This window comes from Sporosarcina sp. ACRSM (assembly GCF_022346545.1).
Taxonomy (GTDB): domain Bacteria; phylum Bacillota; class Bacilli; order Bacillales_A; family Planococcaceae; genus Sporosarcina.
The window spans coordinates 150,055-172,068 of sequence record NZ_JAKRNU010000008.1; the positions used below are offsets into that span (position 1 = coordinate 150,055).

The 22,014-nt window shown below is 42.4% G+C and carries 26 protein-coding genes and 1 riboswitch; of the genes, 6 read left to right on the plus strand and 20 right to left on the minus strand.

Features of this window, described 5'->3' with window-relative positions; all coding sequences use genetic code 11:
- Positions 1-30: 30 nt before the first annotated feature.
- The 10 genes from gcvPB to comGA all read right to left on the minus strand — a co-directional run bounded on the left by gcvPB (position 31) and on the right by comGA (position 8,653).
- Positions 31-1,488 carry an aminomethyl-transferring glycine dehydrogenase subunit GcvPB gene (gene gcvPB, locus MHZ95_RS13925; RefSeq protein ID WP_239391385.1) on the minus strand — a complete coding sequence of 486 codons (1,458 nt, stop codon included), beginning with the start codon at positions 1,486-1,488 and terminating at the stop codon, positions 31-33.
- Complete coding sequence (gene gcvPA / locus MHZ95_RS13930) at positions 1,481-2,827, minus strand: aminomethyl-transferring glycine dehydrogenase subunit GcvPA (RefSeq protein ID WP_239391386.1); 1,347 nt, start codon at positions 2,825-2,827, stop codon at positions 1,481-1,483. Before gcvPA ends, gcvPB begins: the two co-directional genes overlap by 8 nt.
- Before the next feature lie 28 nt (positions 2,828-2,855).
- A complete protein-coding gene (gene gcvT, locus MHZ95_RS13935; RefSeq protein WP_239391387.1) occupies positions 2,856-3,953 on the minus strand; it encodes a glycine cleavage system aminomethyltransferase GcvT in 1,098 nt (365 codons plus the stop codon).
- Positions 3,954-4,092: 139 nt separating this feature from the next.
- Positions 4,093-4,184, minus strand: a riboswitch (glycine riboswitch).
- 226 nt (positions 4,185-4,410) lie between these two features.
- A complete protein-coding gene (locus tag MHZ95_RS13940; RefSeq protein WP_239391388.1) occupies positions 4,411-4,926 on the minus strand; it encodes a shikimate kinase in 516 nt (171 codons plus the stop codon).
- A gap of 191 nt (positions 4,927-5,117) precedes the next feature.
- Positions 5,118-5,552: a competence type IV pilus minor pilin ComGF gene (gene comGF / locus MHZ95_RS13945; RefSeq protein WP_239391389.1), complete on the minus strand. Its 435-nt coding sequence runs from the start codon at positions 5,550-5,552 to the stop codon at positions 5,118-5,120.
- A complete protein-coding gene (locus MHZ95_RS13950) occupies positions 5,549-5,845 on the minus strand; it encodes a hypothetical protein (protein WP_239391390.1) in 297 nt (98 codons plus the stop codon). The genes comGF and MHZ95_RS13950 overlap by 4 nt, the downstream gene beginning before the upstream one ends.
- Complete coding sequence (locus MHZ95_RS13955) at positions 5,838-6,272, minus strand: prepilin-type N-terminal cleavage/methylation domain-containing protein (RefSeq protein WP_239391391.1); 435 nt, start codon at positions 6,270-6,272, stop codon at positions 5,838-5,840. The genes MHZ95_RS13950 and MHZ95_RS13955 overlap by 8 nt, the downstream gene beginning before the upstream one ends.
- 1 nt (position 6,273) lies before the next feature.
- Positions 6,274-6,585 (minus strand): competence type IV pilus major pilin ComGC, encoded by a 312-nt coding sequence (gene comGC, locus MHZ95_RS13960; RefSeq protein ID WP_239391392.1) that lies wholly within the window; start codon positions 6,583-6,585, stop codon positions 6,274-6,276.
- A 15-nt stretch (positions 6,586-6,600) separates the two neighbouring features.
- The gene (gene comGB / locus MHZ95_RS13965; RefSeq protein ID WP_239391393.1) at positions 6,601-7,656 is read right to left on the minus strand and encodes a competence type IV pilus assembly protein ComGB; all 1,056 of its coding nucleotides are present in this window, start codon (positions 7,654-7,656) and stop codon (positions 6,601-6,603) included.
- A complete protein-coding gene (comGA, locus tag MHZ95_RS13970; protein ID WP_239391394.1) occupies positions 7,649-8,653 on the minus strand; it encodes a competence type IV pilus ATPase ComGA in 1,005 nt (334 codons plus the stop codon). The genes comGB and comGA overlap by 8 nt, the downstream gene beginning before the upstream one ends.
- Positions 8,654-9,013: 360 nt before the next feature.
- Here comGA and MHZ95_RS13975 point away from each other — a divergent pair, with 360 nt between their 5' ends.
- Positions 9,014-9,256: a DUF2626 domain-containing protein gene (locus MHZ95_RS13975; protein ID WP_239391395.1), complete on the plus strand. Its 243-nt coding sequence runs from the start codon at positions 9,014-9,016 to the stop codon at positions 9,254-9,256.
- A 65-nt stretch (positions 9,257-9,321) separates the two neighbouring features.
- Here MHZ95_RS13975 and MHZ95_RS13980 read toward each other — a convergent pair whose 3' ends face one another.
- The gene (locus MHZ95_RS13980; protein WP_239391396.1) at positions 9,322-9,960 is read right to left on the minus strand and encodes an MBL fold metallo-hydrolase; all 639 of its coding nucleotides are present in this window, start codon (positions 9,958-9,960) and stop codon (positions 9,322-9,324) included.
- Positions 9,961-10,176: 216 nt separating this feature from the next.
- Between MHZ95_RS13980 and MHZ95_RS13985 the strand changes: the two genes are divergently transcribed.
- Positions 10,177-10,353 carry a DUF2759 domain-containing protein gene (locus MHZ95_RS13985; protein ID WP_239391397.1) on the plus strand — a complete coding sequence of 59 codons (177 nt, stop codon included), beginning with the start codon at positions 10,177-10,179 and terminating at the stop codon, positions 10,351-10,353.
- Positions 10,354-10,441: 88 nt separating this feature from the next.
- Here the strand turns inward: MHZ95_RS13985 and MHZ95_RS13990 are convergent, their stop codons facing one another.
- The 5 genes from MHZ95_RS13990 to rpmG all read right to left on the minus strand — a co-directional run bounded on the left by MHZ95_RS13990 (position 10,442) and on the right by rpmG (position 14,697).
- A complete protein-coding gene (locus tag MHZ95_RS13990; RefSeq protein ID WP_239391398.1) occupies positions 10,442-11,539 on the minus strand; it encodes a YqgU-like beta propeller domain-containing protein in 1,098 nt (365 codons plus the stop codon).
- A 123-nt stretch (positions 11,540-11,662) separates the two neighbouring features.
- Positions 11,663-13,567: an LTA synthase family protein gene (locus MHZ95_RS13995; RefSeq protein ID WP_239391399.1), complete on the minus strand. Its 1,905-nt coding sequence runs from the start codon at positions 13,565-13,567 to the stop codon at positions 11,663-11,665.
- A gap of 150 nt (positions 13,568-13,717) precedes the next feature.
- Complete coding sequence (locus tag MHZ95_RS14000; RefSeq protein ID WP_239391400.1) at positions 13,718-13,906, minus strand: YqgQ family protein; 189 nt, start codon at positions 13,904-13,906, stop codon at positions 13,718-13,720.
- Between the two features lie 13 nt (positions 13,907-13,919).
- A complete protein-coding gene (locus MHZ95_RS14005; RefSeq protein WP_239391401.1) occupies positions 13,920-14,486 on the minus strand; it encodes a 5-formyltetrahydrofolate cyclo-ligase in 567 nt (188 codons plus the stop codon).
- A gap of 61 nt (positions 14,487-14,547) precedes the next feature.
- The gene (gene rpmG, locus MHZ95_RS14010; protein ID WP_179391711.1) at positions 14,548-14,697 is read right to left on the minus strand and encodes a 50S ribosomal protein L33; all 150 of its coding nucleotides are present in this window, start codon (positions 14,695-14,697) and stop codon (positions 14,548-14,550) included.
- A 170-nt stretch (positions 14,698-14,867) separates the two neighbouring features.
- On the opposite strand from rpmG, the gene MHZ95_RS14015 reads away from it, so the two are divergent.
- A complete protein-coding gene (locus MHZ95_RS14015) occupies positions 14,868-15,230 on the plus strand; it encodes a hypothetical protein (RefSeq protein ID WP_239391402.1) in 363 nt (120 codons plus the stop codon).
- Positions 15,227-15,691, plus strand: coding sequence for a hypothetical protein (locus tag MHZ95_RS14020; RefSeq protein WP_239391403.1), 465 nt, complete (start codon positions 15,227-15,229; stop codon positions 15,689-15,691). The genes MHZ95_RS14015 and MHZ95_RS14020 overlap by 4 nt, the downstream gene beginning before the upstream one ends.
- Positions 15,692-15,738: 47 nt before the next feature.
- Here the strand turns inward: MHZ95_RS14020 and MHZ95_RS14025 are convergent, their stop codons facing one another.
- The 4 genes from MHZ95_RS14025 to MHZ95_RS14040 all read right to left on the minus strand — a co-directional run bounded on the left by MHZ95_RS14025 (position 15,739) and on the right by MHZ95_RS14040 (position 20,838).
- Entirely contained in the window at positions 15,739-17,889 is a 2,151-nt protein-coding gene (locus tag MHZ95_RS14025; RefSeq protein ID WP_239391404.1) for a peptidoglycan D,D-transpeptidase FtsI family protein, read from the minus strand.
- A 104-nt stretch (positions 17,890-17,993) separates the two neighbouring features.
- Positions 17,994-18,596: a superoxide dismutase gene (gene sodA, locus MHZ95_RS14030; protein WP_239391405.1), complete on the minus strand. Its 603-nt coding sequence runs from the start codon at positions 18,594-18,596 to the stop codon at positions 17,994-17,996.
- 108 nt (positions 18,597-18,704) lie between these two features.
- On the minus strand, positions 18,705-19,187 hold the full coding sequence (locus MHZ95_RS14035) for a DUF456 domain-containing protein (protein ID WP_239391406.1): 483 nt from the start codon (positions 19,185-19,187) through the stop codon (positions 18,705-18,707).
- Between the two features lie 19 nt (positions 19,188-19,206).
- On the minus strand, positions 19,207-20,838 hold the full coding sequence (locus MHZ95_RS14040) for a Na/Pi cotransporter family protein (protein WP_239391407.1): 1,632 nt from the start codon (positions 20,836-20,838) through the stop codon (positions 19,207-19,209).
- A gap of 195 nt (positions 20,839-21,033) precedes the next feature.
- On the opposite strand from MHZ95_RS14040, the gene MHZ95_RS14045 reads away from it, so the two are divergent.
- Complete coding sequence (locus tag MHZ95_RS14045) at positions 21,034-21,537, plus strand: DUF1189 family protein (protein WP_239391408.1); 504 nt, start codon at positions 21,034-21,036, stop codon at positions 21,535-21,537.
- Between the two features lie 45 nt (positions 21,538-21,582).
- Complete coding sequence (locus tag MHZ95_RS14050; protein WP_239391409.1) at positions 21,583-21,918, plus strand: hypothetical protein; 336 nt, start codon at positions 21,583-21,585, stop codon at positions 21,916-21,918.
- Positions 21,919-22,014: the final 96 nt, after the last annotated feature.

Below are 22,014 nucleotides of genomic sequence, written 5' to 3' on the forward strand. Positions count from 1 at the left end.
ACATCGCTTTGATAGCGATGTACTTTTTAATTATTTCGTATAACGAAGAACCGGTTGACGTGCTGCTTTTGTTTCGTCCAAACGATTGACAACCGTCGTATGTGGAGCATTTTGTACAATTTCCGGATTCTCTTCTGCTTCTTTCGCAATTTGAATCAGCGCATCGCAAAATGCATCCAGTGTTTCTTTCGACTCAGTTTCCGTAGGCTCGATCATCATCCCTTCCTCAACGTTAAGCGGGAAGTAGATTGTCGGTGGATGATACCCGAAATCAAGCAAACGTTTAGCCATATCAAGTGTACGGACGCCAAGTTTCTTTTGACGGCGGCCCGAAAGAACGAATTCATGTTTACAATGACGGTTGTACGGCAGATCGAAATAAGGCTCCAATCTACGCATCATATAATTGGCATTGAGGACAGCATTTTCCGTAACAGCTTTCAAGCCATCTGGCCCCATTGAGCGAATATATGTGTAAGCGCGTAAGTAAATACCGAAGTTTCCGTAGAACGGTTTAACACGACCGATGGATTGTGGACGATCGTATTCAAACGTGTACGTATCCTCTTCTTTCACAAGAACCGGTTTTGGAAGGAATGGAACAAGATCCTTTTTCACTCCAACCGGACCAGAACCTGGTCCACCGCCACCGTGCGGACCTGTAAAAGTTTTGTGCAAGTTCAAATGCACCGCATCAAAGCCCATATCGCCAGGACGCGCTTTTGACATTACCGCGTTCAAGTTCGCGCCATCATAGTACAGCTTGCCGCCTGCTTCGTGGACAATGGCTGCCATTTCAAGAATTTCTTCTTCGAAAAGACCAAGTGTATTCGGGTTCGTCAGCATCAAGGCAGCTGTATCCGGTCCAACTTGCTTTTTCAAGTCTTCCAGATCAACGAGACCATTTTCTCCTGATTTAACTGTAACCGTATCGAAACCTGCAACCGTTGCGGATGCTGGGTTTGTTCCATGTGCAGAGTCCGGCACAAGCACTTTCGTACGATTAAAGTCACCATTTGCTTCATGGAACGCACGAATCATCATCAAAGCTGTCCACTCGCCATGCGCTCCCGCAGCAGGTTGTAGTGTCACTTCGTCCATCCCTGTAATTTCAACAAGATGTTCCTGTAAATCATACATGACTTCCATTGCACCTTGGACAGTTGATTCATCCTGCAACGGATGGATATTTGCAAAGCCAGGGTAGCGTGCAACCGATTCGTTGATTTTCGGATTATATTTCATCGTACAAGATCCAAGTGGATAAAATCCAGAGTCAATCCCATGGTTACGGTTCGAAAGGGCCGTATAATGACGCATAATATCAAGCTCAGAAACTTCCGGAAGTTCCGCAGCTTCTTCACGGATAAAACCGTCTGGCAACAAGCTAGAAAGTTCCAAGTCAGGAACATCCAAGTCAGGAAGGCTATAGCCGATCCGTCCTTCTCTTGTCAGTTCAAAAATGAGTGGCTGATTATCTTTATGCATGAAGGGCCTCCATTTCCTGCACAAGTGCATCGATTTCCTCTTTTGTACGTTGTTCTGTCACAGCGATAAGCGCATGATTCGCAAGTTCAGGATACGTCAGGCTAAGGTCATAACCGCCGATGATCCCTTTTGCGAAAAGCTGATCATTCACTTCTTTTACAGGTTTCTTACAATCGACCACGATTTCATTAAAATGAGCGCTACCAAACTTCACGTCAAAGCCCGCTTTTTCAAAAGCTTCCTTCGCATAACGGGTTTTCACGATATTTTGATACGCGATTTCTTGCGTTCCGACTTTCCCAAGTGCTGTCATTGCAACAGAAGCGGCAAGAGCATTCAACGCTTGGTTCGAACAGATGTTGGATGTCGCTTTATCCCGGCGGATATGTTGTTCGCGCGCTTGCAATGTCAACACATAACCGCGGCGTCCTTCATCGTCTGTCGTCTCGCCGACCAGTCGTCCCGGTACTTTACGCATCAATTTTTTCGTCACAGCGAAATACCCACAATGCGGTCCGCCGAAAGCTTCTGGAATACCGAATGGCTGTGCATCACCAACTGTGATATCTGCGCCAAGCTTTCCTGGAGGTGTAAGCACCCCTAAAGCGAGTGGATTGGAAGAAACTACGAAAAGTCCTCCATTATCATGTGCGATTTCACTGATTTTTTTGATATCTTCAATTTGACCGAAGAAATTCGGATATTGGACAAGAACCGCCGCCGTATCTTCGTCCATCAATTCTTCCAGCTTCGCAATATCTGTAACGCCATCTTTTTGAGGAATCGTTACAACTTCAATCGCTTGGCCGGCAGCATAAGATAGGACAACGTCACGGGATTCTGGATGCACCGTCTCAGAAACGAGCAATTTTTTGCGGCGTGTGTGACCAGCTGAAAGTGTACCTGCCTCCGCAAGTGCTGTCCCGCCATCATACATGGATGAGTTTGCAAGATCCATGCCTGTCAATTCACAAATCATCGTTTGGAATTCAAAAATCGCCTGTAATTCACCTTGTGAAATTTCCGGCTGATACGGTGTATAAGCCGTATAGAACTCAGAACGTGAAATGACGTGGTCAACGATGATCGGCTTATAATGATCATACACACCAGCGCCAAGGAATGACGCATATGTACGTGCATCCGCATTTTTCGCTGCCAGTTTTGAAAGTTCCTTTACTAAAGAAGTTTCAGACTTCGCTTTTTTAATATTGTATTCACCTTTAAACCGAACTTTTTCAGGAATATCCGCAAAAAGTTCATCGATGGATGAAATTCCGATTGTTTTCATCATTTCGGCTTGATCGGTTTCAGTCATTGGAATGTAACGATGCCTCATGTCCACTTATCCCCTTTTCCTCATTTAATTATCGTTTGTAAAATGGTGTTGCGACGATTACTGCTTTTAACCGCTTATTGCGAATTTCGATTTCCACTTCAGTTCCTTGCGCAGTATGTTCACTTTTCAGGAGAGCAAAACCGATATTCTTTTTCAATGTCGGAGATTGTGTACCTGTTGTCACTTCACCGATTTCCTCGTCATCAAGGAACACTTTATAGCCTGTGCGCGGAATCCCTTTGTCGATCATCTCGATACCGACCAATTTACGAGGGATGCCATTTTCTTTTTGGGCAGCAAGTGCTTCTTTCCCTAGGAAATCCTCTTCTTTATTTAACTTAACAACAAAGCCGAGACCTGCTTCAAGTGGTGAAATCGCTTGTGATAATTCTTGGCCGTATAGTGGTAAACCCGCTTCAAAACGCAGTGTATCACGTGCACCAAGACCTGCCGGCACGATCCCCTCGTTTTCACCTGCTTCAAGAATTGCCGGCCAAAGGGCAGTGATTGCCTCAGGTGAACCGTAAATTTCAAAACCGTCCTCACCTGTATAACCCGTACGTGAAATGAGTACATGATGTCCACTGACCTCGACGTTTTCTTTGAAACGGAAGAACTTGATCTCCGCAAGTAGTTCTGCTGTCAGCTTTTGAAGGATTTCTTGTGCCGCAGGTCCTTGTAATGCAAGCAGGGCATAATCTGAAGATTGATCTTCAATCTTGACGTCTGCCGTTTTATGCTGATGCATCCATTCAAGGTCTTTCTCAATATTTGATGCGTTGACAACTAGCAAATAATCGTTATCCCCACGTTTATAAATGAGAAGGTCATCAACCGTACCACCATCTTCATAGCACATTGCCGTATATTGGGCTTGCCCGTCCTTCAGCTTGGATACATCATTCGTCACAAGCTTTTGCAAGTAAGCAAGCGCACCTTCTCCACTTACAACTACTTCTCCCATGTGGGATACATCAAACAAGCCTGCTTTTGTACGAACTGCTTCATGTTCTGCTTTAATGCTTGAAAATTGGACAGGTAGATCCCATCCTCCAAAATCAATTGTTTTCCCGCCATACTTCGCATAACTGTCAAATAGTACCGTACGTTTCAAATTTTCAGTCATTAGACTTTCTCCCTTCATTTGTCAATAAAAAAAAGACAACGGCCCCCTTTAAAATCGAGAACCTCTGTCCTTGTACCTGAAAGTTTACCTTACGGCTTTCCTCGTTGGTGGCCATTTTGAATGACACTCTCCAGAGATGCGTCATGTATGAGTCTTTTTGCCTGAGAGATTCATAACTGTTGTTACTTGCTCCTTCGGCGACGCCAGTGCGTGCTCTCCCCATACAATCATCCGCGCTATTCAATTGAAATGAATTTAAGTAAGATTCGAATAAATAATGCCCTTTCGCTTATATCTTAACATTTCATTTCAACAAGCGCAATACCTTTTAATTGATTGTTGTTTTCACGAATGTTATTAATAAAAATGTGATCATCGTTCGTGTTTCAATGTAATTATACAACCTGGGTAGATAGTTGTTCTAAGTGGAAATTCAACAACAGTTTTTCATATCAGGTTATTTTCCTCCTTTAAACCTGTTGATTTGGAACGCAATATAATCCGTAATGTCATGTATAGACCTTTTTTCCGTTTCCACCTTGAAATGGGCACAATACAGATAAAGCGGTTTTCGTACATAAAACAGTTTTTCGAGTTGTGCACGAGTCGACGCTTGGACAATCGGCCGTTTTTTTAATGTCGCAATGCGTCTCCAAACATCACGGAATGGAGCATTGAGGAAAAAGACGAGACCGGTTCTTCGCATAATTTCCCTGTTTTCTTTCCGCATAGGCACTCCGCCGCCCGTCGCAATAATACAATACTCATCGCGGAATGTCCGCAGAAATTCCGTCTCCATTTCCCGAAAAGCTTCCTCCCCGTAGGTTGCGAAGATTTCCGATATCGTCATCCCCATTTTTTTTTCGATTTCATGATCCATATCATAATAGGGCATCTTCGTTGCGAAACTAAGCCGTTTACCGATTGCGCTTTTACCACATCCCATAAAACCGATTAAATATACTTTCTTCATGTCATCACCCATCTGGCAGGACAAGCATTTTTCACCTGTCCCGTTTCATTATTCTCACCGTTTCATTTTCGTAATACGTTGCAAGCGAATCGTAGTTTCTTTGTAGACTATCATGCCATGAAACGAGGGTGAAAAGAAAGAGACTGACAAAAAATAATAAAATAATCGCTGCAATAAGCATAACGCCCTGTTCACATCGGATAAAGCCCAACTACAAACCCCCTTCTTTTTACAGAGTGATCCACAAAGGTCACGGCGACCGTCAGCTCTACGCCATCAAATGTAAAAGATGCCGAGCGGACATTTGTCAAAAGAGGTACATGTCCTTCCCCGCCAACTCTTTTTCGGATAACTGTTCCACTTTTTTCAATTGTAATGATTCCTCGTTCATTTTTAAATTTCATCGAACTACTAAACGGTAAATGGATTTCACTTACTTCAGTGAGCATTTGCTGTAATTCCGCCGAAAACAATTCCCATTCCCTCGTAGTATAATCCGAATACTGTTCTTCTATTGCTCCTTTCCAACTGAAAAAAAGCAACAAAAAATGAACAAATACAGTTAATAGGAGTAATTGAAATATGCTTTCCATAAATGTATAGCCATGATCTTTCAATTTTCTCATTGTACGCATTTCATCTTTTTTTCTTCGTTCACGAGATAGGAAACACAGACGGCCTGCCCTTCGATTACCCACTGATAATCCACCTCTTCGAATTGTCGGCTCCCTTCTATCAAACCATATGCATGAAAGGAAATCGCACCTTGCAGCGCAGTTTCAGCTGCATACATCTCCAATTTGTTCAAATGGAGCCTTATCGTCATTGCTGTAGCGAGCGGCAACAGTGTATAAAAGACCATCATGATCACCGATAAAGTGAGGATCGCTTCCGGCCAGGAATACCCCTCTTCATTCATAAATAATCATCCTTCCACGCTGAAATTGTAAACGGATTTCCGTCTGTCCTGTGCTGGTCAAAAGGGTAAGCGTCCCGGAATGAATGATATCGCCGTTGGCATGAAATTCGACCGACTTCAAACGACTCGACGATGCCAATCGCATTCCATCAGGAAAGCGGGTTCTGGAAAACTCGGGTTTCCCGATGACCGACGTAAAATATTCAGATCCCGAATGTTGAAACTCCAATTTTGTCACAACATGATTAGCCATTGAATAAGCCTGTAAATTTTGGATGGATGCGATCAGTGCCTGAATCGCATCCTTTTCGGAAGTCGTGCGAATCCACTTGTCACTGAATGGTAAAATGATCGCAGTCATAATCACAATAACGGCTAATACCATCAACAACTCCAGAAATGTGAATCCACCTTCTTTCCTTCTCACCTTATTCATCCGCCGTGACAGTTCCGTCAGAATCAATAGATAGCTCACTTCCATTTGGACATCTTGCTTCCTCTGGCAAATAGCCTGCTTCCGATAATTCATCGACGTTCGTCGGCAAACGTTTTTCGTCCATTTTATAAGCCTCCACTTGTCCTTGAACCATTTTCACATAAGCGGAACAGCCTTTTTCATCAATTGATTTGGAATGTTTGGTCACATTTGGAATTGCGATGAGAATTAATATGGAAATAATCAACAAAACGATCATCATTTCGATCAGTGTAAATCCATTAGCATTTTTTATCCATTTCATCCGGATTCTCCTCCTTCATAGATTGTCCATCAAGCCGTATACAGGCAGTAATAAAGCTAAGTATGCTGCCAAAATGCAGATAGCGATGATGCAGAATAACATCGGCTGTAACATCGCCAGTCCTTTGTTCAATTTTTCATCGATTGTCTGTTCGAGATGTCGACTATAGATCAGAAGTTCTTTTGCTAAGTGACCGCTATCCTCCCCATGCTTGGCAAATGCCGACAATTGTTCTGTCAATCCAACAGTCAACTGGGTCGCTATATGAAACGGTTCACCGAATACGACGTGGGTCTTTACATTGCTGGCGATCTCAGTGAGGACCCCATCCACTTGTTGATTTATCAACACAGCAAGTGCATTTTGCATGGAGAGTCCCGAATCCAGTAAGCTCCCTAATTCTCCCGAAAAATCGCGGGTGATGCATAAAATGTACATTGTTCTGACAACAGGGATTAAAAGCAACAACCTGACTTTTTCTGCCGGCTTCAACTTTTTAAGAATGATATTGCCCATAACGAAAGTACAAACACCGAAAAAAATAACAGCTAGCGAAAAATCCGGTATTTTCGTCACCAGCGCGGGAAGCATCTTCGCAAAGCCTGTTGTGCTTTCCATTCTGGAGGCAGTTAGCATCTCCATATGTGGTAAAAAGAACGAACGAAAGGCGAGTAACAAGGTTAAAATGAAAAGAAATAGAATGGTAGGATAAATGAGCAATTTTTTCAGTTTTTTTTGCTTCGCTTCTTTCTTTTTTAAACGATCTGCCATTCCTTTCAATGCACGGACAAGCTGGCCATCGACTTCCGCAATTGCTACCGGTAATAGCGATTGGTCTGAAAACCCTAACCGCCGGAGTATAGCTGTCACACCAAAGCCACTTTTCAAATCGTCTTCAACCGCCAGTAAAACGGGCTTGAATTTGTTGATATGATGAGGTAATAACAGTGTCATTCCTTCATTGAATGTGTAACCTTCCTGCAAAAGTTCAGCTAATCGTTCCAAAAAAACGGGCTTATTTTGCAGTGTTGATGCTTTACGTTCGTAAAATTTGCGGAATAGACTATTCATCGTGCATCACATGAGCTAAACAGTATTTACGAACAAGCGCTTCCACCTTATCTTCTGTCGGAATTTCAATCCGCTCTCCTTGAATAATTGCTTCCATCATTTGATCGAGTTTTTCTCCTTGCATAATTTCAAAGACTGCTCCCATTTTTCCACTCGCTGTACGGATCAAACGTTGCGCTGAAATACAAACAATTGTTTGACGCAGTTCCTCCGGTGAAATCCCGAAATCCATCATCCGATAAATGCAGCCAATCGGATCCTTTGAATGCACTGTGGAAAAAACTAGATGTCCGGTCAGCGACGCTTGCACAGCGGTCTGGGCGGTTTCCCGATCCCGAATTTCCCCGATCATGATAACATCAGGTGAATGCCGTAAAATAGCTTTTAAACCTGCTGAATAAGAGATTCCCGCTTGTTCATTCACTTGTATTTGCAATAGATGAGAATGGTTGTTTTCAACAGGGTCTTCCAATGTTATGACATGCCGCTCAAGATGATGGGCACAATGCGCCGTCAGAGCATAAATCGTTGTGGTTTTCCCACATCCAGTTGGACCTGTCAATAAAACGAGTCCTTGTTGCTCAGATGCTGCTCGACGCAAATCTTCAGCCCATCTTTTTTCGATGGAAAGTTCATCGAGTGAAATAATCCGATCATGCCTTTGCAATCGGATGACCACACTTTCTCTCATATGGATAGAAGGAATCGTCGAGACACGGAAGGAATAGTTTTGGCCATGCATTTGTTTGTGAAAAGAACCGCTTTGGGGTTTACGTCGGTCGCTGATGTCTAGGGAGGATAAATATTTGTAAAAGGAAATCATACGGCCCGCTAACTGTGGGGGGAGTGTTCCGGACCGTTCAAGCTTGGACTCTTTTTTAAAGGATACTTCGTAGCTTTCCGCTAAGGGCACAAGATGAATATCCGTCGCTTCTTGCAGGATCGCTTTTTCCAATAACTGAAAACTTTTACGTTCAATCATATTTTCAGTGCTCATCACTCAACATCCCTCTTTTCTATAAGGACAGATGGCAATCATTATTTTGCACCATCGATGGAAGACCGCTTTCCATCCATTGCGAATAAATGGGTTTGCCCTCGTCTTAGGACAAAGTATACGGCTTGAGGAAACCAATTGGAATACTTTTCCTCAAAGCCGAATTGTTCTTTCGTAAAAAAGCGTCATATTCCGCATATACCTTGCAATTTGCAGTCAAATTTCATTTTTGAAAGAAGATTCCATCATATACACCGCTTTGTCACAATGAAAACGCGATTGGAGTTTACATCTTGAGTTGTTATCTATTATAATGAATGGGAGCTTATTGTAATGTTTTAATTAAGGAGGGATGGACACATGGATAACATGTTCAAGCTGATGGGCTTCTGGACAGGCATATTCGCGGTAATGTTTTACATTGGGGATATGTTGCCGGCGGCTATTCTTTTTGTCGCTAACACAGTTTTCTTCCTACTACTCGGATATCTGAATCTTACAGAACGTATGTATATGTACTTATTTGGAGCGTATCTGATGATCTTCATGGTCGGATTCAGCTACTACACGACGTTTATACACGTTCCGGGTGCTGGCCATTAATAAGCGTACATACAAAAAAACAGCCTGTTAACGGGCTGTTTTTTTGTATGCCTTATATGTTGAGATCAAAATCCATTTAAAAACGGATTTGCGTCTTTTTCATCTTCTACTGTCGTTGCAGGTCCATGACCAGGGTAGATGATCGTTTCATCATTCAACATCAGCAATTTATCATGAATCGATGACAAAAGGACAGACGTATTGCCGCCTTGTAAATCGGTTCTTCCAACACTTTGTTTAAATAATGTATCGCCCACAACCGCAAATCCCGAATCTTCAAAAATATAGGACACACTTCCTGGCGAATGTCCTGGCGTATGGCGCACTTCAAACTCAAAAGATCCGATTGTCATCTTTCCTTCTTGCCGCAGATTAAAATCGGCTTCTCGATTTTGAATATTCGGCAATCCGGCATATTTTGCCGAACCGTTCAATGCCGGATTCGACAGCCATTCACGCTCTTTCTCATGAATATAGACAGGAATGCCAAATTGATCTCGCACACCATCCACTGCTCCGATATGATCAAAATGAGCATGTGTCAGTAAAATCGCGACAGGACGCAACTCCTTCTCGTCGATATGACGAATAATACGTTCAGCCTCGTCGCCCGGATCAAAGATCAGACAATTTCCTTCATGATCGTTCACAATGTAACAATTGGTCTGGATCGGTCCGAGCGGATATGTATGAATTGTTAGCATACCTCCACCTCCTACGAACAGTTTACGCAATATACCGAACAAATTCAAATAATCGTCATGAATATACCTCGACAAAGCAGATGGTTAACAGTACAATAGAAGAGGAATATTGCTAAATCATCGGACAAAGAAGTAGGTCATCTAGCTAAATGCGCTTCGCTTATGCATGGCACCACCGACTTTTTTGGACAAACCTCTGAAAGGAGTGTATTCTCAATGAACTTATTGATGGTCATCTTCGGACTTGTTGCAATTTTAGCCGTAGTAGGTACAGTCCAAGCATTCAAAGAGCGAAATATTGTTAGTATCATATTCAACCTTGGAGCTGCAGTCGTTTTTGGAGGCTTTACCATTGCAACAATCGTTTTCCAAGGGTATCCACCAAGTCTTTAAGTCAAGACTACAAGCCTGAATCAAAACAACCTTTGTGTCATTGCGCACAAAGGTTGTTTTATTTTTGCCAAATCGCATACGTCGGCTCTTATTCAGGGAAACGGAGCCAGTTGTTCTTCTTACCTTCCTTCATATCTACGATCGTTTCTAGCGATATACCCGTCAGACAAGCTTGACCCGACGGTGAGCATCGTATAAAGCCCGGCTCATGATTTGCATCAATCTCTTCGATTGTACCATCGACCACTTTCACAAGACGAATCGGTGCAGTCAACTCATCCAATTGCCCAGCCTGTGTCGGTGCAAAAAGAACAAGGGAGTTGTCGGAAAGCCATTCCATTTGAGGAATGACCCACTCAGAGTAGTTGCTAATGGCAGGAAGGGTCCATTCAGAACGCAAACGGCCTTCCAAGTCCCAAATACGATAAACAGCTGTTTCACCGTCAGCCATTTGCATTGTCAATAAGGAATCCTCAAATGTATCAAAATAAATGACTCCTTCGAGATCAAGTCTATCCCAAGCTCCGTTCAAGGGTTGATATGTACGGATTTGCCCGCCATCTAAAATATGATTTTCAACATCACCAATGGCAATTTGTTTGTCTCCATACCATTTAGGAAATGGATCTTCGATTTCAAGTAATCCAAAGTCCCCTTCTTCCCCGTTGAATAAGAACAAATCGTACGTCCAATCTTGATGGAATGCCGTCAGTAGGACAAGCGAGGGATCTAAATCATTCCATTCGATCGCCAGTTCGGTAGATGCAACTTCGATTTCATTTTGCAAGACGCCATCCGTTGTCAATATTTTCACCTTGGCCGAAGCGGGATTATCACTCGTATGTAGTAAAATAAATTTTTTTGAGGGGTGGATGAGGAGCTCGATGATAATCGCTGACTCTTCGTGAAGTGTTTCCGTTTTACCAGTGTTAAAGTCAAAACTTTTCACCAGGTAACGATCTTCATCCTTTTCAACAAATAAAATTGCAGAGTCCGACAACCAATCCGCTGTGAAATGGAATGTTGCGGGATCGGCCACGAACGTTTCATCCCTTTTTTTAACGATTGGTTCACGAGGTGTCTCCTTGTCAAAGTCGACAGGTTTTTCAGTCAAATCATTCGGCTTCTCTGTACAACCCGTCAACAAAAGAGCTGCTACACTGAAGGCGAATAGTTTCTTTCTCACCGCTCCTCCTCCTTTCCCATTATTATGTCATGCGTTGGACTGCTGGGATTGTATTGCATCAATTCATTTTGGTTCAATCATTCGTAAAAAAGGCTGCACGGAAAAAATCCGTGCAGACCGTTCTCATTTTTTCAATTGCTCATTGGATCCGGGTTTCTGTTCTTGTTCTTGTTCTTCTTTGAACCTTAGTAGATCCCCGTTAATAATCATATCTGAATAATCCAGACTTGTCATCGAACGTTCGATAAACGGTTGACAAACTTCCGCATCGATTTCCTCGCCCGTTTCAGTATCATAGCAGACATCTGTTGTGTAGACGGCCTTATCCGTTACAAAACGGCCATCTCGGAAGATAACGAAAGGTTCATGATCCGGAGAAAATAAATCTGCTCCAAGTTGCATATCGTCTTTCGTATCAATTCCCATTAAGTGAAGGATTGTCGGTCTTAAATCGATTTGACCTGCAACTTCGTCAATCGTCTCACCTTGACCATATCCCGGGATGTGGATGAATAGAGGTACCCTTTGCAATTTCGCATTGTCATAAGGGGTGATTTTCTTATCCAAATACATACCCATCGCTTTATTATGATTTTCTGAAATGCCGTAATGATCTCCGTACATGATGATAATCGAATTATCGTACAGCCCGCTCTCTTTCAAATCCTCAAAAAGGACTTTTATCGCTTCATCCATGTATCTCACCGATTGGAAATACTTATTCAACGTATTTGAATTGGAATTGTACGCCGGAATTAGCTTATCTTCCTCATCCAGATCGAACGGATGATGATTCGTCAAGGTAATCAATCTAGAATAAAACGGTTGTGGCATTTCTTTCATCAACTCGACTGATTGGTCAAAAAACGGAATGTCTTTCATACCCCAGTTAACCGCTTGGCCTTCCCCTACTTCATAACTTTCGAGGTCGTAAAACTTATCGATTCCAAGAGCACCGTACATGATATCACGGTTCCAGAAACTTCGATTGTTCGCATGCATGACATTTGTGAAATAACCTGCATCACCTAATTTGCTTGCCATGGACTGATAAGTGTTTCCGCTATGCGTGAAGAACACCGCACTGCCGTTTCTCGGGAACAATGAATTCTCAAGGATGAATTCTGAATCCGATGTTTTTCCAAGCCCCGTTTGATGATAAAAATTAGTGAAGTAAAAAGTGTCAGGATCCTTCGTCAATTCATTGAGAAACGGCGTTATGACATGACCGTCCATTTCCTGATTGATCACAAAGGACTGCAATGACTCCAAAGAGATCGCAATAATATTGCGGCCTTTCGCAATTCCGTATTTAGTCGGATCGGGAGCAGCATAGTTGGCATTGATATAGTTGCCGACTTCGACAAGTTCACTGCCATCCGCAAGTGCCCGCTGTGCGTGGGATTTCGATTGAATGAACAAATCGTAAATATGGTAATTATACGTCCCAATGTTCTTAACGAGAAGTTCTCTATCAAAACTGCGTGTTAATAATTGAGGTCTTTGTATTTCAGCCAAGCTAAGATTGACCATCATCACTGCAGCTGTCATGACAAAATAGAGCTTCCGTGCAATTTTTTTAGGCTGTTCTGATCCTTCACGTTCCGGTATGAATCGGATCGCTAAATATATGATCAAAACATCCGTAAAAAAGAAAATATCCGTTACATGTAAATTCGCGGTAATCGAAGACGATAGATCTCCGAAATTACTTGTCTGGAATAAAACCGGCAATGTAATGAAATCATTAAAAAACCGGTAAAATACTGCATTACTAAACATGATGATTGACGTGATAAGCGAAATCATCATGAAATAGATATTCCGTTTTTTCGTACTCTTCATGAATAGCGCAACACCATAAACAAATAATAGGAAACTGAGCGGATTCAAAAAAAGTATGAATTCCTGCATCAGATTATCGATTTTCATACTGAAACTTGTTTTATACCCTACATAGGTTGTCAACCAGGTTGCGACAATTGCAATGACGAGTACGGAATGTTTTGGCCAAGTTGCTTTCTTCATCCCATCTCTTCCTTTCAAATTCAATTCATGTATTTCTATGAATAGACGGCTCCCACTTCTTACCGTCCTCTAGTATAGACGGACTTAGTCCTAAAAAGTTTCAAAAATGAGGGAAAAGGGACTTTTGAAGTACCTAAAAAGGGCCTTTTCTCACAGCTTTGACAATTCTTTTCGTAAAACCGCTATTGCCCGTAAATAATCCTCCTGCATCAATAAACCAGTATCATATAGATCCTTCACTTCAGTTTGAATCATTTCAATATCCGCCTTTCGATTTCCAGTATAAATATAAATACCAAAACGCTTCAACAATTGAAGGACATCAAAATAATCATTCATAACATGGGACCCCCTATTTAACACAAAGAATTTCCCTTTGTTCAGTGTAAATCTTCCTTACAGGAATGTCATGTATTTCAATCGGAACCTCATATCCTGTCTGGCATTCAAATGCCAATGACAGCGTGTCGCCTTTGTAATCTCGTAAATAACGGTCATAATACCCTCCGCCAAAACCGATCCGATAGCCTTCATTTGAAAAAACAACCCCTGGGACGATTTGTAAGTCAATCGACTCTTTCTTGATAGCTGCCGTTTCTCCGACAATCGGCTCCAATAGATCTAAATAGACGGTTTCCAGTTGTTCATAAGTTTGAATGAGGCGAAAATCCATTTCACGCGTAGAATGGATGCATTTCGGAACTGCAACTCGCTTTCCTGCTTGCCATGCGGATTCGATAATGTTGCGGGTCTCAATTTCAGGAAAACGCGATAGCGTAATGCCTATCGTTTCAGCGCTGCGGAATTCTTCCGACGCAACGACTCTCTCGGCGATACAAGTCGACCATTTCTCATGCTGGGCTCGCTCCATACTATTCAACGTATCCAACACTTGATTCCTAAAAAAATCTTTATCCACCCTTTATCCCTCCATCTCGAAATGAAAAAACCAAAACCAATGATGGTTTTGGCCTGAGCGATTATTTCGTTTCACGGTGCAAAGTTTGTTTCTTTTCACGTGAGCAATATTTTTTCATCTCAATACGTTCTGGATTGTTACGCTTGTTTTTCTTTGAAATATAGTTGCGCTCACCGCATTCTGTGCAAGCAAGTGTAATGTTTACGCGCATGATTGTCCCTCCCACTCATCAGGAATAGTAAATGTATTATGAGCATGATTTATACGACTTTTCAATTGTACCATATCAACACTAGATGTCCAGTAGTAACATTGAAATTTCTTTCCTAATTTATGTGTGATAAAATGGATATGTATTGATTTTTTCTAAGGAGTGGTGACATGGATATTTCGATAATCCTCCTCATTATTGGACTTATATGCGTAATAGCCTCTTTTTTTGCAGGAAATCCTTCCAAAAAATACGAAGAGGAATTGGAAAAAGTTTCGATTAGTCTTCATCAGGAAACAAGCGGCCTGAAAAAAAGATTAAAAGTGGTAGAAGAAGAATTGATGATCGGCGTTCAACCGACAACAATCCCCATTAAAAGTAAAAATCCGACAAAACCTGTTCACGAAATCATTGTCAATCAGATTCTCTCCTTGCATGCGCAAGGCTATTCCACCCGCGATATCGCCAAGCGCTCATCTTTATCGGAGGCAGAGGTCATTGCAGTCCTTCAATCGAGAGGTGTTAGTGGATGATTCGAAATCTATTGCGAGCAATCGGTATCGGTTGCCTTCTTGCAGGCGGAATTTTGTATATGACAACTAGCGATGAAGAGAGTGCTGGCACGGATGTCAGGCAAATGAAAGAGCAGATTGCCCAACTTCAAAGTGAGCTGGCGACTGCAAAACAAGAGCTAGCTGTCGCACAAACCACCTCATCCGTTGATACAAAACAAAAAAGAGAAGCGAATGGCAGCTTACCCAGTGAAGACCCGGCATCATCATCCAGCCATTATGTCCTGACAATCGAGCCTGGTGCCAACTCAACAGTTGTGGCAGCGGCATTGGAAAGAGCGGGAATGGTAGAAAATGCAGATGAATTTAATGCTTATCTAACCCGAAACGGATTGGCCAATAAGATTCAAATCGGCGACCATGAGATCGACTCATCAATGGATCATTCCGCCATCGCAAGAAAAATTACGAAACCAAAATAAAAAACAGCATCAAAACGACGATTGACTTGTCGTTTGATGCTGTTTTTTTATTGATTGTCTTCTGTTTCTTCTACATGTTGAATCGGTTGTGTTACAGCAGAAGTGTTCTCCTCTTGAGCCCTCTTCTTCTTCAACTCAAAGTACTTATCCACTGCACCTTGAATAATCTCATTTTGAGCATATGGATATTTTCTTGGATTAGTGGAGATGTTCGGGATGATAATTGCATAGGCAATTTCCGGGTTTTCATAAGGCGCAAAGCCGACATGTGATAGATTGATTGTCGCTTTACCAGAACTGAATGCCTGTGCTGTTCCGGTTTTTCCAGCTGCTTCAAATTCCCTTCCAGCGAAGAGATTTCTTGCAGTCCCTCTGGCCCCGTAATAGACATAATGCATACCGCGTTTCACCTGTTCAATTTCCGCTTGTGTGTTTTGAATACGATTCAAAATCTTCACGTCTGTTTCTTCGATCAACGGACCGAGGATTTCACCATCCTCGGAAGGTTCACGGATTTCCTTTAGCACTTTAGGTGCAATCCGATACCCGCCATTGGCAATCGTAGATACATATTGTGCAAGTTGAAGCGTTGTATACGTGTCATACTGTCCGACTGTTAAATCCAGTAAAAAACCTGTTAACGTATCTGTCCCGATCAGTCCTGGCGATTCGCTCGGCAAATCGATGCCTGTTTTCGTCCCTAAGCCAAATGACGCAAAAGATTGCCGGAATGTATCAAATGCGCTTTTATCAATACTCAATGCCTCTCCATATCTGTAATTGGCATTGGCAATGGTCATCGCAATCTTCCACATATAAACGTTTGAAGATCTGCCGAGTGCTTCGATATCAGTAATCGCTACTCTCGAATGTTGGTTAAACAATGATCTTTTAAATTGCGACCCGATTTTGAGCGGTTCGTCAATTTTCACTTCACCGATACGTATGGCATTTTCTTTATAACCCGTTAATACCGTTGCCATTTTCACAACCGAACCGGCTTCATGCAATGCGGTGAAAGTTCCATAGGCGTAATCCCATACTTCAAGTTTACCAGTCTCTCTATTTCTGACGAGCTGTTTACCGACAAGTGCCAGCACTTCTCCGTTATTCGGATTCATCATCACAAGAAAAGCCCTATCAAGCTCAGAAGAATTAGGACCCGCTTTCAATGCCAACAGTTTTTCTGTCACCATGTCTTCGAGTGCTTCTTGCAATTCCATATCAAGGGTCAATACAAGGTCCTTCCCGGGTTCCCCCTCCCGGACCACTTTCGTTTCAACGACCCGACCGCTCCGGTCTTTGATATTCTTCATGATCGTTTTTTGCCCTTTAAGCAATTCTTCATAGTATTGTTCGATATAGCTTCTTCCGACACGATCATTTCTCGAATAATCCCTTGCCAAATAATAATTGAGATGGGACTTTGGAATACCTTCTGTCGGGCTTGTCGTTGATCCTAAAATCGTGTTCGTCGATAGTTTGACGCGTTCCCAATCGGTCGTTGTATCAACGCCCGGCAATTCGCTCAATCGTTCAGATACAGCTGCAAATTCCTCTTCCGTCACATCGCCACTTTTCACGATTTGTGGGGAATATGCATAACCCGACATCATCTCCCGATAGATTGCGAGCACTTCGAGTTCATCGGCTGTAAACGAATTGAGTTCTTCTTCCGTCACTCTTTCTCTTGTGAGTTGATTGATTTTTCTTTCCTTTTCTTTATTCGATAAAGAACCGTCACTTTTGATTTCCGAAATCTCTTCTGCAGTTACCTTCTCCTTCGCTTCCTCAGCATGCGTCAATATCCAAAAATCTCGTTTATCCCCGATTGTGATGCGTTTCGTATCTTGCTCGATCAATTCCGCTAGCTTTTGGGCGATTTCCAGCATTTCTTTTGAGGATGTCGATGTTGTCTTTGTATATGTAATAGCATTCTTAGGTTCATTGTCTACGAGTACCCGTCCTGTCCGATCAAATAGACGCCCTCTCGGGACGCTCGTATTCACAGCGACTTCCTCCGTTCGTTCCAATAGGAGGACGTATTCCTCCCCCTTAACGATCTGCAAGTAACCGAGGCGAAGAATCAACGTAGAAAAGAGAATGAAAATGACAAAAAACAGAAAGTTCATCCGGAATGCAATATGTTTCCGCTGTTTTATTTTTGCCTGATCTGCTTTATGCATTTGTTTTTTCATCGTTTCCTCCCTTCTCCATTCAACATGTAGAATTATAACATCCCATAACGCAAAAGCACATACTTTGACGTACAAAGTATGTGCTTTGTTCCTTATTTATGAAATTATTCAGCGAAGCGTTTTGCGACTTCTTCCCAGTTGACAACATTCCAGAATGCTGCAATATAATCAGGGCGACGGTTTTGGTAATGCAAGTAGTATGCATGCTCCCAAACGTCCAAGCCAAGAAGTGGCTTTTTCCCTTCCATAATTGGGGAATCTTGGTTAGGTGTTGAAGTGATTTCAAGTTCACCGTTATTCAATACCAGCCAAGCCCAGCCTGAACCGAAGCGAGTTGCGCCTGCTTTTGCGAACTCTTCTTTGAATGCATCGAAGCTTCCAAATTTCTTATCGATCGCTTCAGCAAGAGCTCCGGAAGGTTGTCCGCCACCATTAGGGGATAGCAATTGCCAGAATAGGGAATGGTTAGCATGGCCGCCACCGTTATTGCGAACTGCTGTACGAGCTGATTCTGGAACAGCATCTAAATCCGCAATTAGATCTTCAACTGATTTGCTAAGCAACTCTTCGTTGCCTGCTAGTGCATTGTTCAAGTTTGTTACATACGTGTTGTGGTGTTTTGTGTGGTGGATATTCATCGTTTCTTTGTCAAAATGTGGTTCCAATGCATCGTATGCATATGGTAATTCCGGTAGTTCGTAAGCCATTGTCTTTTTCCTCCTCGAAGATTCATAAATATGATACGTCTTTAACATTATCAAAATTGCTAAAAACGTTCAAATAAAATGGACTATTATCAATGAAGTTGAAAAGGGTCACTTGACGAAAAAGAAAAAGACGAAGATCATCACAGCCATCACTATCCCCTTTGTGACGACAGAAGTGAGAAATCCAACCAGAGAACCGAGCCCGGTTTTTAATGCCTGCTTCACCCCTGCTCGGGAAACGACCAGCTCTGCAATTATCGCTCCAAGAAAAGGACCGATCAATATCCCGGCAACCGGGATGACAAAAGGCCCTAAAAGAAGACCAATTGTGCTTCCCCACATTCCCGCTTTAGAGCCGCCGAAATTTTTGACCCCGACAAGATTCGACAATGTATCCGCACCGAACAGCAAAATGATGAACAGGATTTGGATCGTCCAAAACCAGCCATTCATCCCGCTAAAGGTATCAATCCAACCATAAAGAAGAAATCCTCCTAAGATGAAAAGAGCCGATGGGATAATTGGATAGATAAGTCCGGCAAAAGCAATGATAAACATGACAACAGCAACAATCCAGCCAACCACTTCCATCGTAATTTCCCCTTTCGTTTTATGCCCTGTTACCGAGGATCGCTTCCGCTATGTTTACCGCATGGTCGCCTACCCGCTCCAAATTCGACACGATATCGACGAAGATCATTCCTGATTGGGCAGTACAGCGTCCTTCATTTAATCGCAAAATATGATTCTTCCTGAATTTACGTTCCAACTTATCGATTAACACTTCTTTTTCAGCTACGACTCTCGCCAGTTCCATATCATTCTGATTGAGTGCGTCCACTGCTTTCTGGACAGTTTCAATCGTTAATGTGAACATTTGGGTCAAATCTTCCACTGCACCGTCTGTCAATTTCACACGATTCGTCTCTTTAGTGTCAAGCAATTCGACAATATTTTCGAAATGATCTCCGATTCGTTCGATATCACGTACTGAATCCATTAGCATCACGTGACGTGCAGATTCAACCGGTGAAATGCTGACTGAAGAAATCTCTACAAGATAATCTGTAATTTTTCGATCTAAGTTATTAATCGCGTCTTCGATTTGATAAGCTGTTTCCGCATGTTTTTTATTACCTGTTTTCAAATATTCGAATGACTCTTGCAAACCTTGCACACCGAATTCGCCCATGCGAACTATTTCCTCTTTTGCTTGGCCGATTGCAACTGCAGGTGATTGATCGATGAAGTGCCTGTCCAAATGCTTTGGCTTATATTCGATTGTGACGTCCTCACCTGGAATCAGTTTTGTTACTAACCATGCCCAGACACCGATCAACGGAAACTGGATAATCGTATTGGCCACGTTGAACGAACCATGCGCAAAGGCAATTTGCATTTTATTTTCAAGTGCCAGGATACCCGAAATCCATTCGACATACGCCGTGAAAGGAATTAATAAGAGTGTGAAAATAACGGTGCCGACAACATTGAATAATACATGCGTAGCCGCTGCACGTTTTGCAGCAACTGATGCTCCGATTGAAGCAAGAATTGCAGTAATAGTCGTTCCGATATTATCACCGAAAAGAATTGGAAGGGACGCCTGCAGATCAACCAGATTTTCAGCATAAAGCCCTTGTAAAATCCCTACTGTCGCACTTGAACTTTGGACAATCAAAGTAAAGACTGTCCCAACCACTACACCGAGCAACGGTTGATCACTCATTGAAATTGTAAGATCCGTAAATGCCTCTAGCTCTCGCAGCGGTTTCATTCCGCCACTCATCAGTTCAAGCCCCAGGAATAGACCCCCGAAACCGAAGATAACTTCCCCGAAATTCTTTACACTGCTTTTTCGAATGAAGAAAATAAGGAATGCACCGACCGCCATGATCGGCAGGGCATAAGCACCTACATCAAGGCCGATGATAAAAGCAGTGACAGTCGTTCCGATGTTTGCTCCCATGATCACACCGATTGCTTGACGTAGCGTCATGAAGCCGGCACTAACAAGTCCTACCGTAATGACTGTTGTTCCTGAACTCGATTGGATCAAAACTGTCACGATGATACCGACAAGGACGCCCATGAATGGATTTGTCGTAAAGCGGTCTAGGATAGAACGAAGACGATCACCTGCCGCTTTTTGTAAACCGTCCCCCATGTACTTGATTGCGAACAAGAATATACCAAGCCCGCCAAGAAACTGGAACAACATTTCCTGCCAGTTAACTTCCATTTAATTGTCAACCTCCAACATCTTTATGTATAGCGCTTCAATTATGTCGATATTGTATTGCTTTTGTAAATAGAAACACGTAAATCTTTACACTCCTGTAACAACTAACATGTAAAAAGTCATCATTCCGTCAAGAATGATCGCTCTCCCCAATCGGAAAATGATAAACTATTACTTGACGAAGGAGGTCATATCTTGGAGTTTCACCAAATTTTCAAAGCGGCATTCCATGAACCGAAAAAAATGGCTGCTTTTCGGTTATTATCAATCGGAAAAGTCTTTCGCTATACTTTCTTCTTTATAGCCTTATTCACCGTTATTTCCTTCATCCGTTATCTCGCCTTGGATACGGTGCTGTTTGAATCCACACCGGAACTATTGAAGCATGGGGAAACGATTGGTTGGATCATTCATCCAATTGCTTTTATTCTTCAATTGGTCATTAGCACGTTTTATATTTTTGTACGTGTTAGTATTTTTGCATACGTCGGTATTCTCCTATTGAAAATCATGAAAAGGCGTGGCGAATATCGCCATATGTGGCGAACCTCCGCCATCGCGATGACGGTGCCTATTTTACTGACCATCTGTTTGGACTTTTTCCCTTCTTGGGATAGCTATAGTACATGGCTCACTTCCGGAGTACATATAGCCTATATTGCAGCGGCGGTTAAATATTACCCCAAATTGCCGAAATGAATATTTCCTCTTTCCGCACATATAGTGTCGGAAGGAGGGATTTCCATGAGAATACTACTACTCGCAGTTCTATTATTCGTAACATTTCACTTCCTAAGAATGGATTTGGTGGAAGGCACTATACCACTCGCCTCGTTCTCGAACGAAAAACAATCTTGTGTCGAACAAACGGACATTGCAATTATCCCGGTTACGACAGTAGAAGGAGATACGATCGAGTCTCTTTTCGCCCTCTATCCGGATCCTTCTACGAGCTTTATAGAAAGATTGTCTTCTTTCTATTCCTTAAATCCGCATCTTCAAAACCAGGCATTGATAGGCGGTGAGAAAGTAAAATTGCCCCTTTCACAGCCAAATGACAATTCATGTGCGAACGAATGAAGAAGTCTGAAATAATATTTTCCTACCCTCACACGATGTGGTTGGAAAATGCCTCCTCCAGATATTGAAGGGGTGTCCCTTGTATTTACACACGAT

Coding starts and splice junctions, on each gene's coding strand:
- MHZ95_RS13975 (WP_239391395.1), top strand. CDS start 9,014: ATGGATAACATGTTCAAGCTGATGGGCTTCTGGACAGGCATATTCGCG.
- MHZ95_RS13995 (WP_239391399.1), bottom strand. CDS start 13,567: ATGAAGAAAGCAACTTGGCCAAAACATTCCGTACTCGTCATTGCAATT.
- MHZ95_RS13980 (WP_239391396.1), bottom strand. CDS start 9,960: ATGCTAACAATTCATACATATCCGCTCGGACCGATCCAGACCAATTGT.
- comGA (WP_239391394.1), bottom strand. CDS start 8,653: ATGAGCACTGAAAATATGATTGAACGTAAAAGTTTTCAGTTATTGGAA.
- comGC (WP_239391392.1), bottom strand. CDS start 6,585: ATGAAATGGATAAAAAATGCTAATGGATTTACACTGATCGAAATGATG.
- MHZ95_RS13950 (WP_239391390.1), bottom strand. CDS start 5,845: ATGAATGAAGAGGGGTATTCCTGGCCGGAAGCGATCCTCACTTTATCG.
- MHZ95_RS14050 (WP_239391409.1), top strand. CDS start 21,583: ATGAGAATACTACTACTCGCAGTTCTATTATTCGTAACATTTCACTTC.
- MHZ95_RS14035 (WP_239391406.1), bottom strand. CDS start 19,187: ATGGAAGTGGTTGGCTGGATTGTTGCTGTTGTCATGTTTATCATTGCT.
- gcvT (WP_239391387.1), bottom strand. CDS start 3,953: ATGACTGAAAATTTGAAACGTACGGTACTATTTGACAGTTATGCGAAG.
- comGF (WP_239391389.1), bottom strand. CDS start 5,552: ATGAGAAAATTGAAAGATCATGGCTATACATTTATGGAAAGCATATTT.
- MHZ95_RS14020 (WP_239391403.1), top strand. CDS start 15,227: ATGATTCGAAATCTATTGCGAGCAATCGGTATCGGTTGCCTTCTTGCA.
- rpmG (WP_179391711.1), bottom strand. CDS start 14,697: ATGCGCGTAAACATTACACTTGCTTGCACAGAATGCGGTGAGCGCAAC.
- sodA (WP_239391405.1), bottom strand. CDS start 18,596: ATGGCTTACGAACTACCGGAATTACCATATGCATACGATGCATTGGAA.
- MHZ95_RS14040 (WP_239391407.1), bottom strand. CDS start 20,838: ATGGAAGTTAACTGGCAGGAAATGTTGTTCCAGTTTCTTGGCGGGCTT.
- MHZ95_RS13985 (WP_239391397.1), top strand. CDS start 10,177: ATGAACTTATTGATGGTCATCTTCGGACTTGTTGCAATTTTAGCCGTA.
- MHZ95_RS14015 (WP_239391402.1), top strand. CDS start 14,868: ATGGATATTTCGATAATCCTCCTCATTATTGGACTTATATGCGTAATA.
- MHZ95_RS14025 (WP_239391404.1), bottom strand. CDS start 17,889: ATGAAAAAACAAATGCATAAAGCAGATCAGGCAAAAATAAAACAGCGG.
- gcvPA (WP_239391386.1), bottom strand. CDS start 2,827: ATGAGGCATCGTTACATTCCAATGACTGAAACCGATCAAGCCGAAATG.
- MHZ95_RS14000 (WP_239391400.1), bottom strand. CDS start 13,906: ATGAATGATTATTTTGATGTCCTTCAATTGTTGAAGCGTTTTGGTATT.
- comGB (WP_239391393.1), bottom strand. CDS start 7,656: ATGAATAGTCTATTCCGCAAATTTTACGAACGTAAAGCATCAACACTG.
- MHZ95_RS13940 (WP_239391388.1), bottom strand. CDS start 4,926: ATGAAGAAAGTATATTTAATCGGTTTTATGGGATGTGGTAAAAGCGCA.
- gcvPB (WP_239391385.1), bottom strand. CDS start 1,488: ATGCATAAAGATAATCAGCCACTCATTTTTGAACTGACAAGAGAAGGA.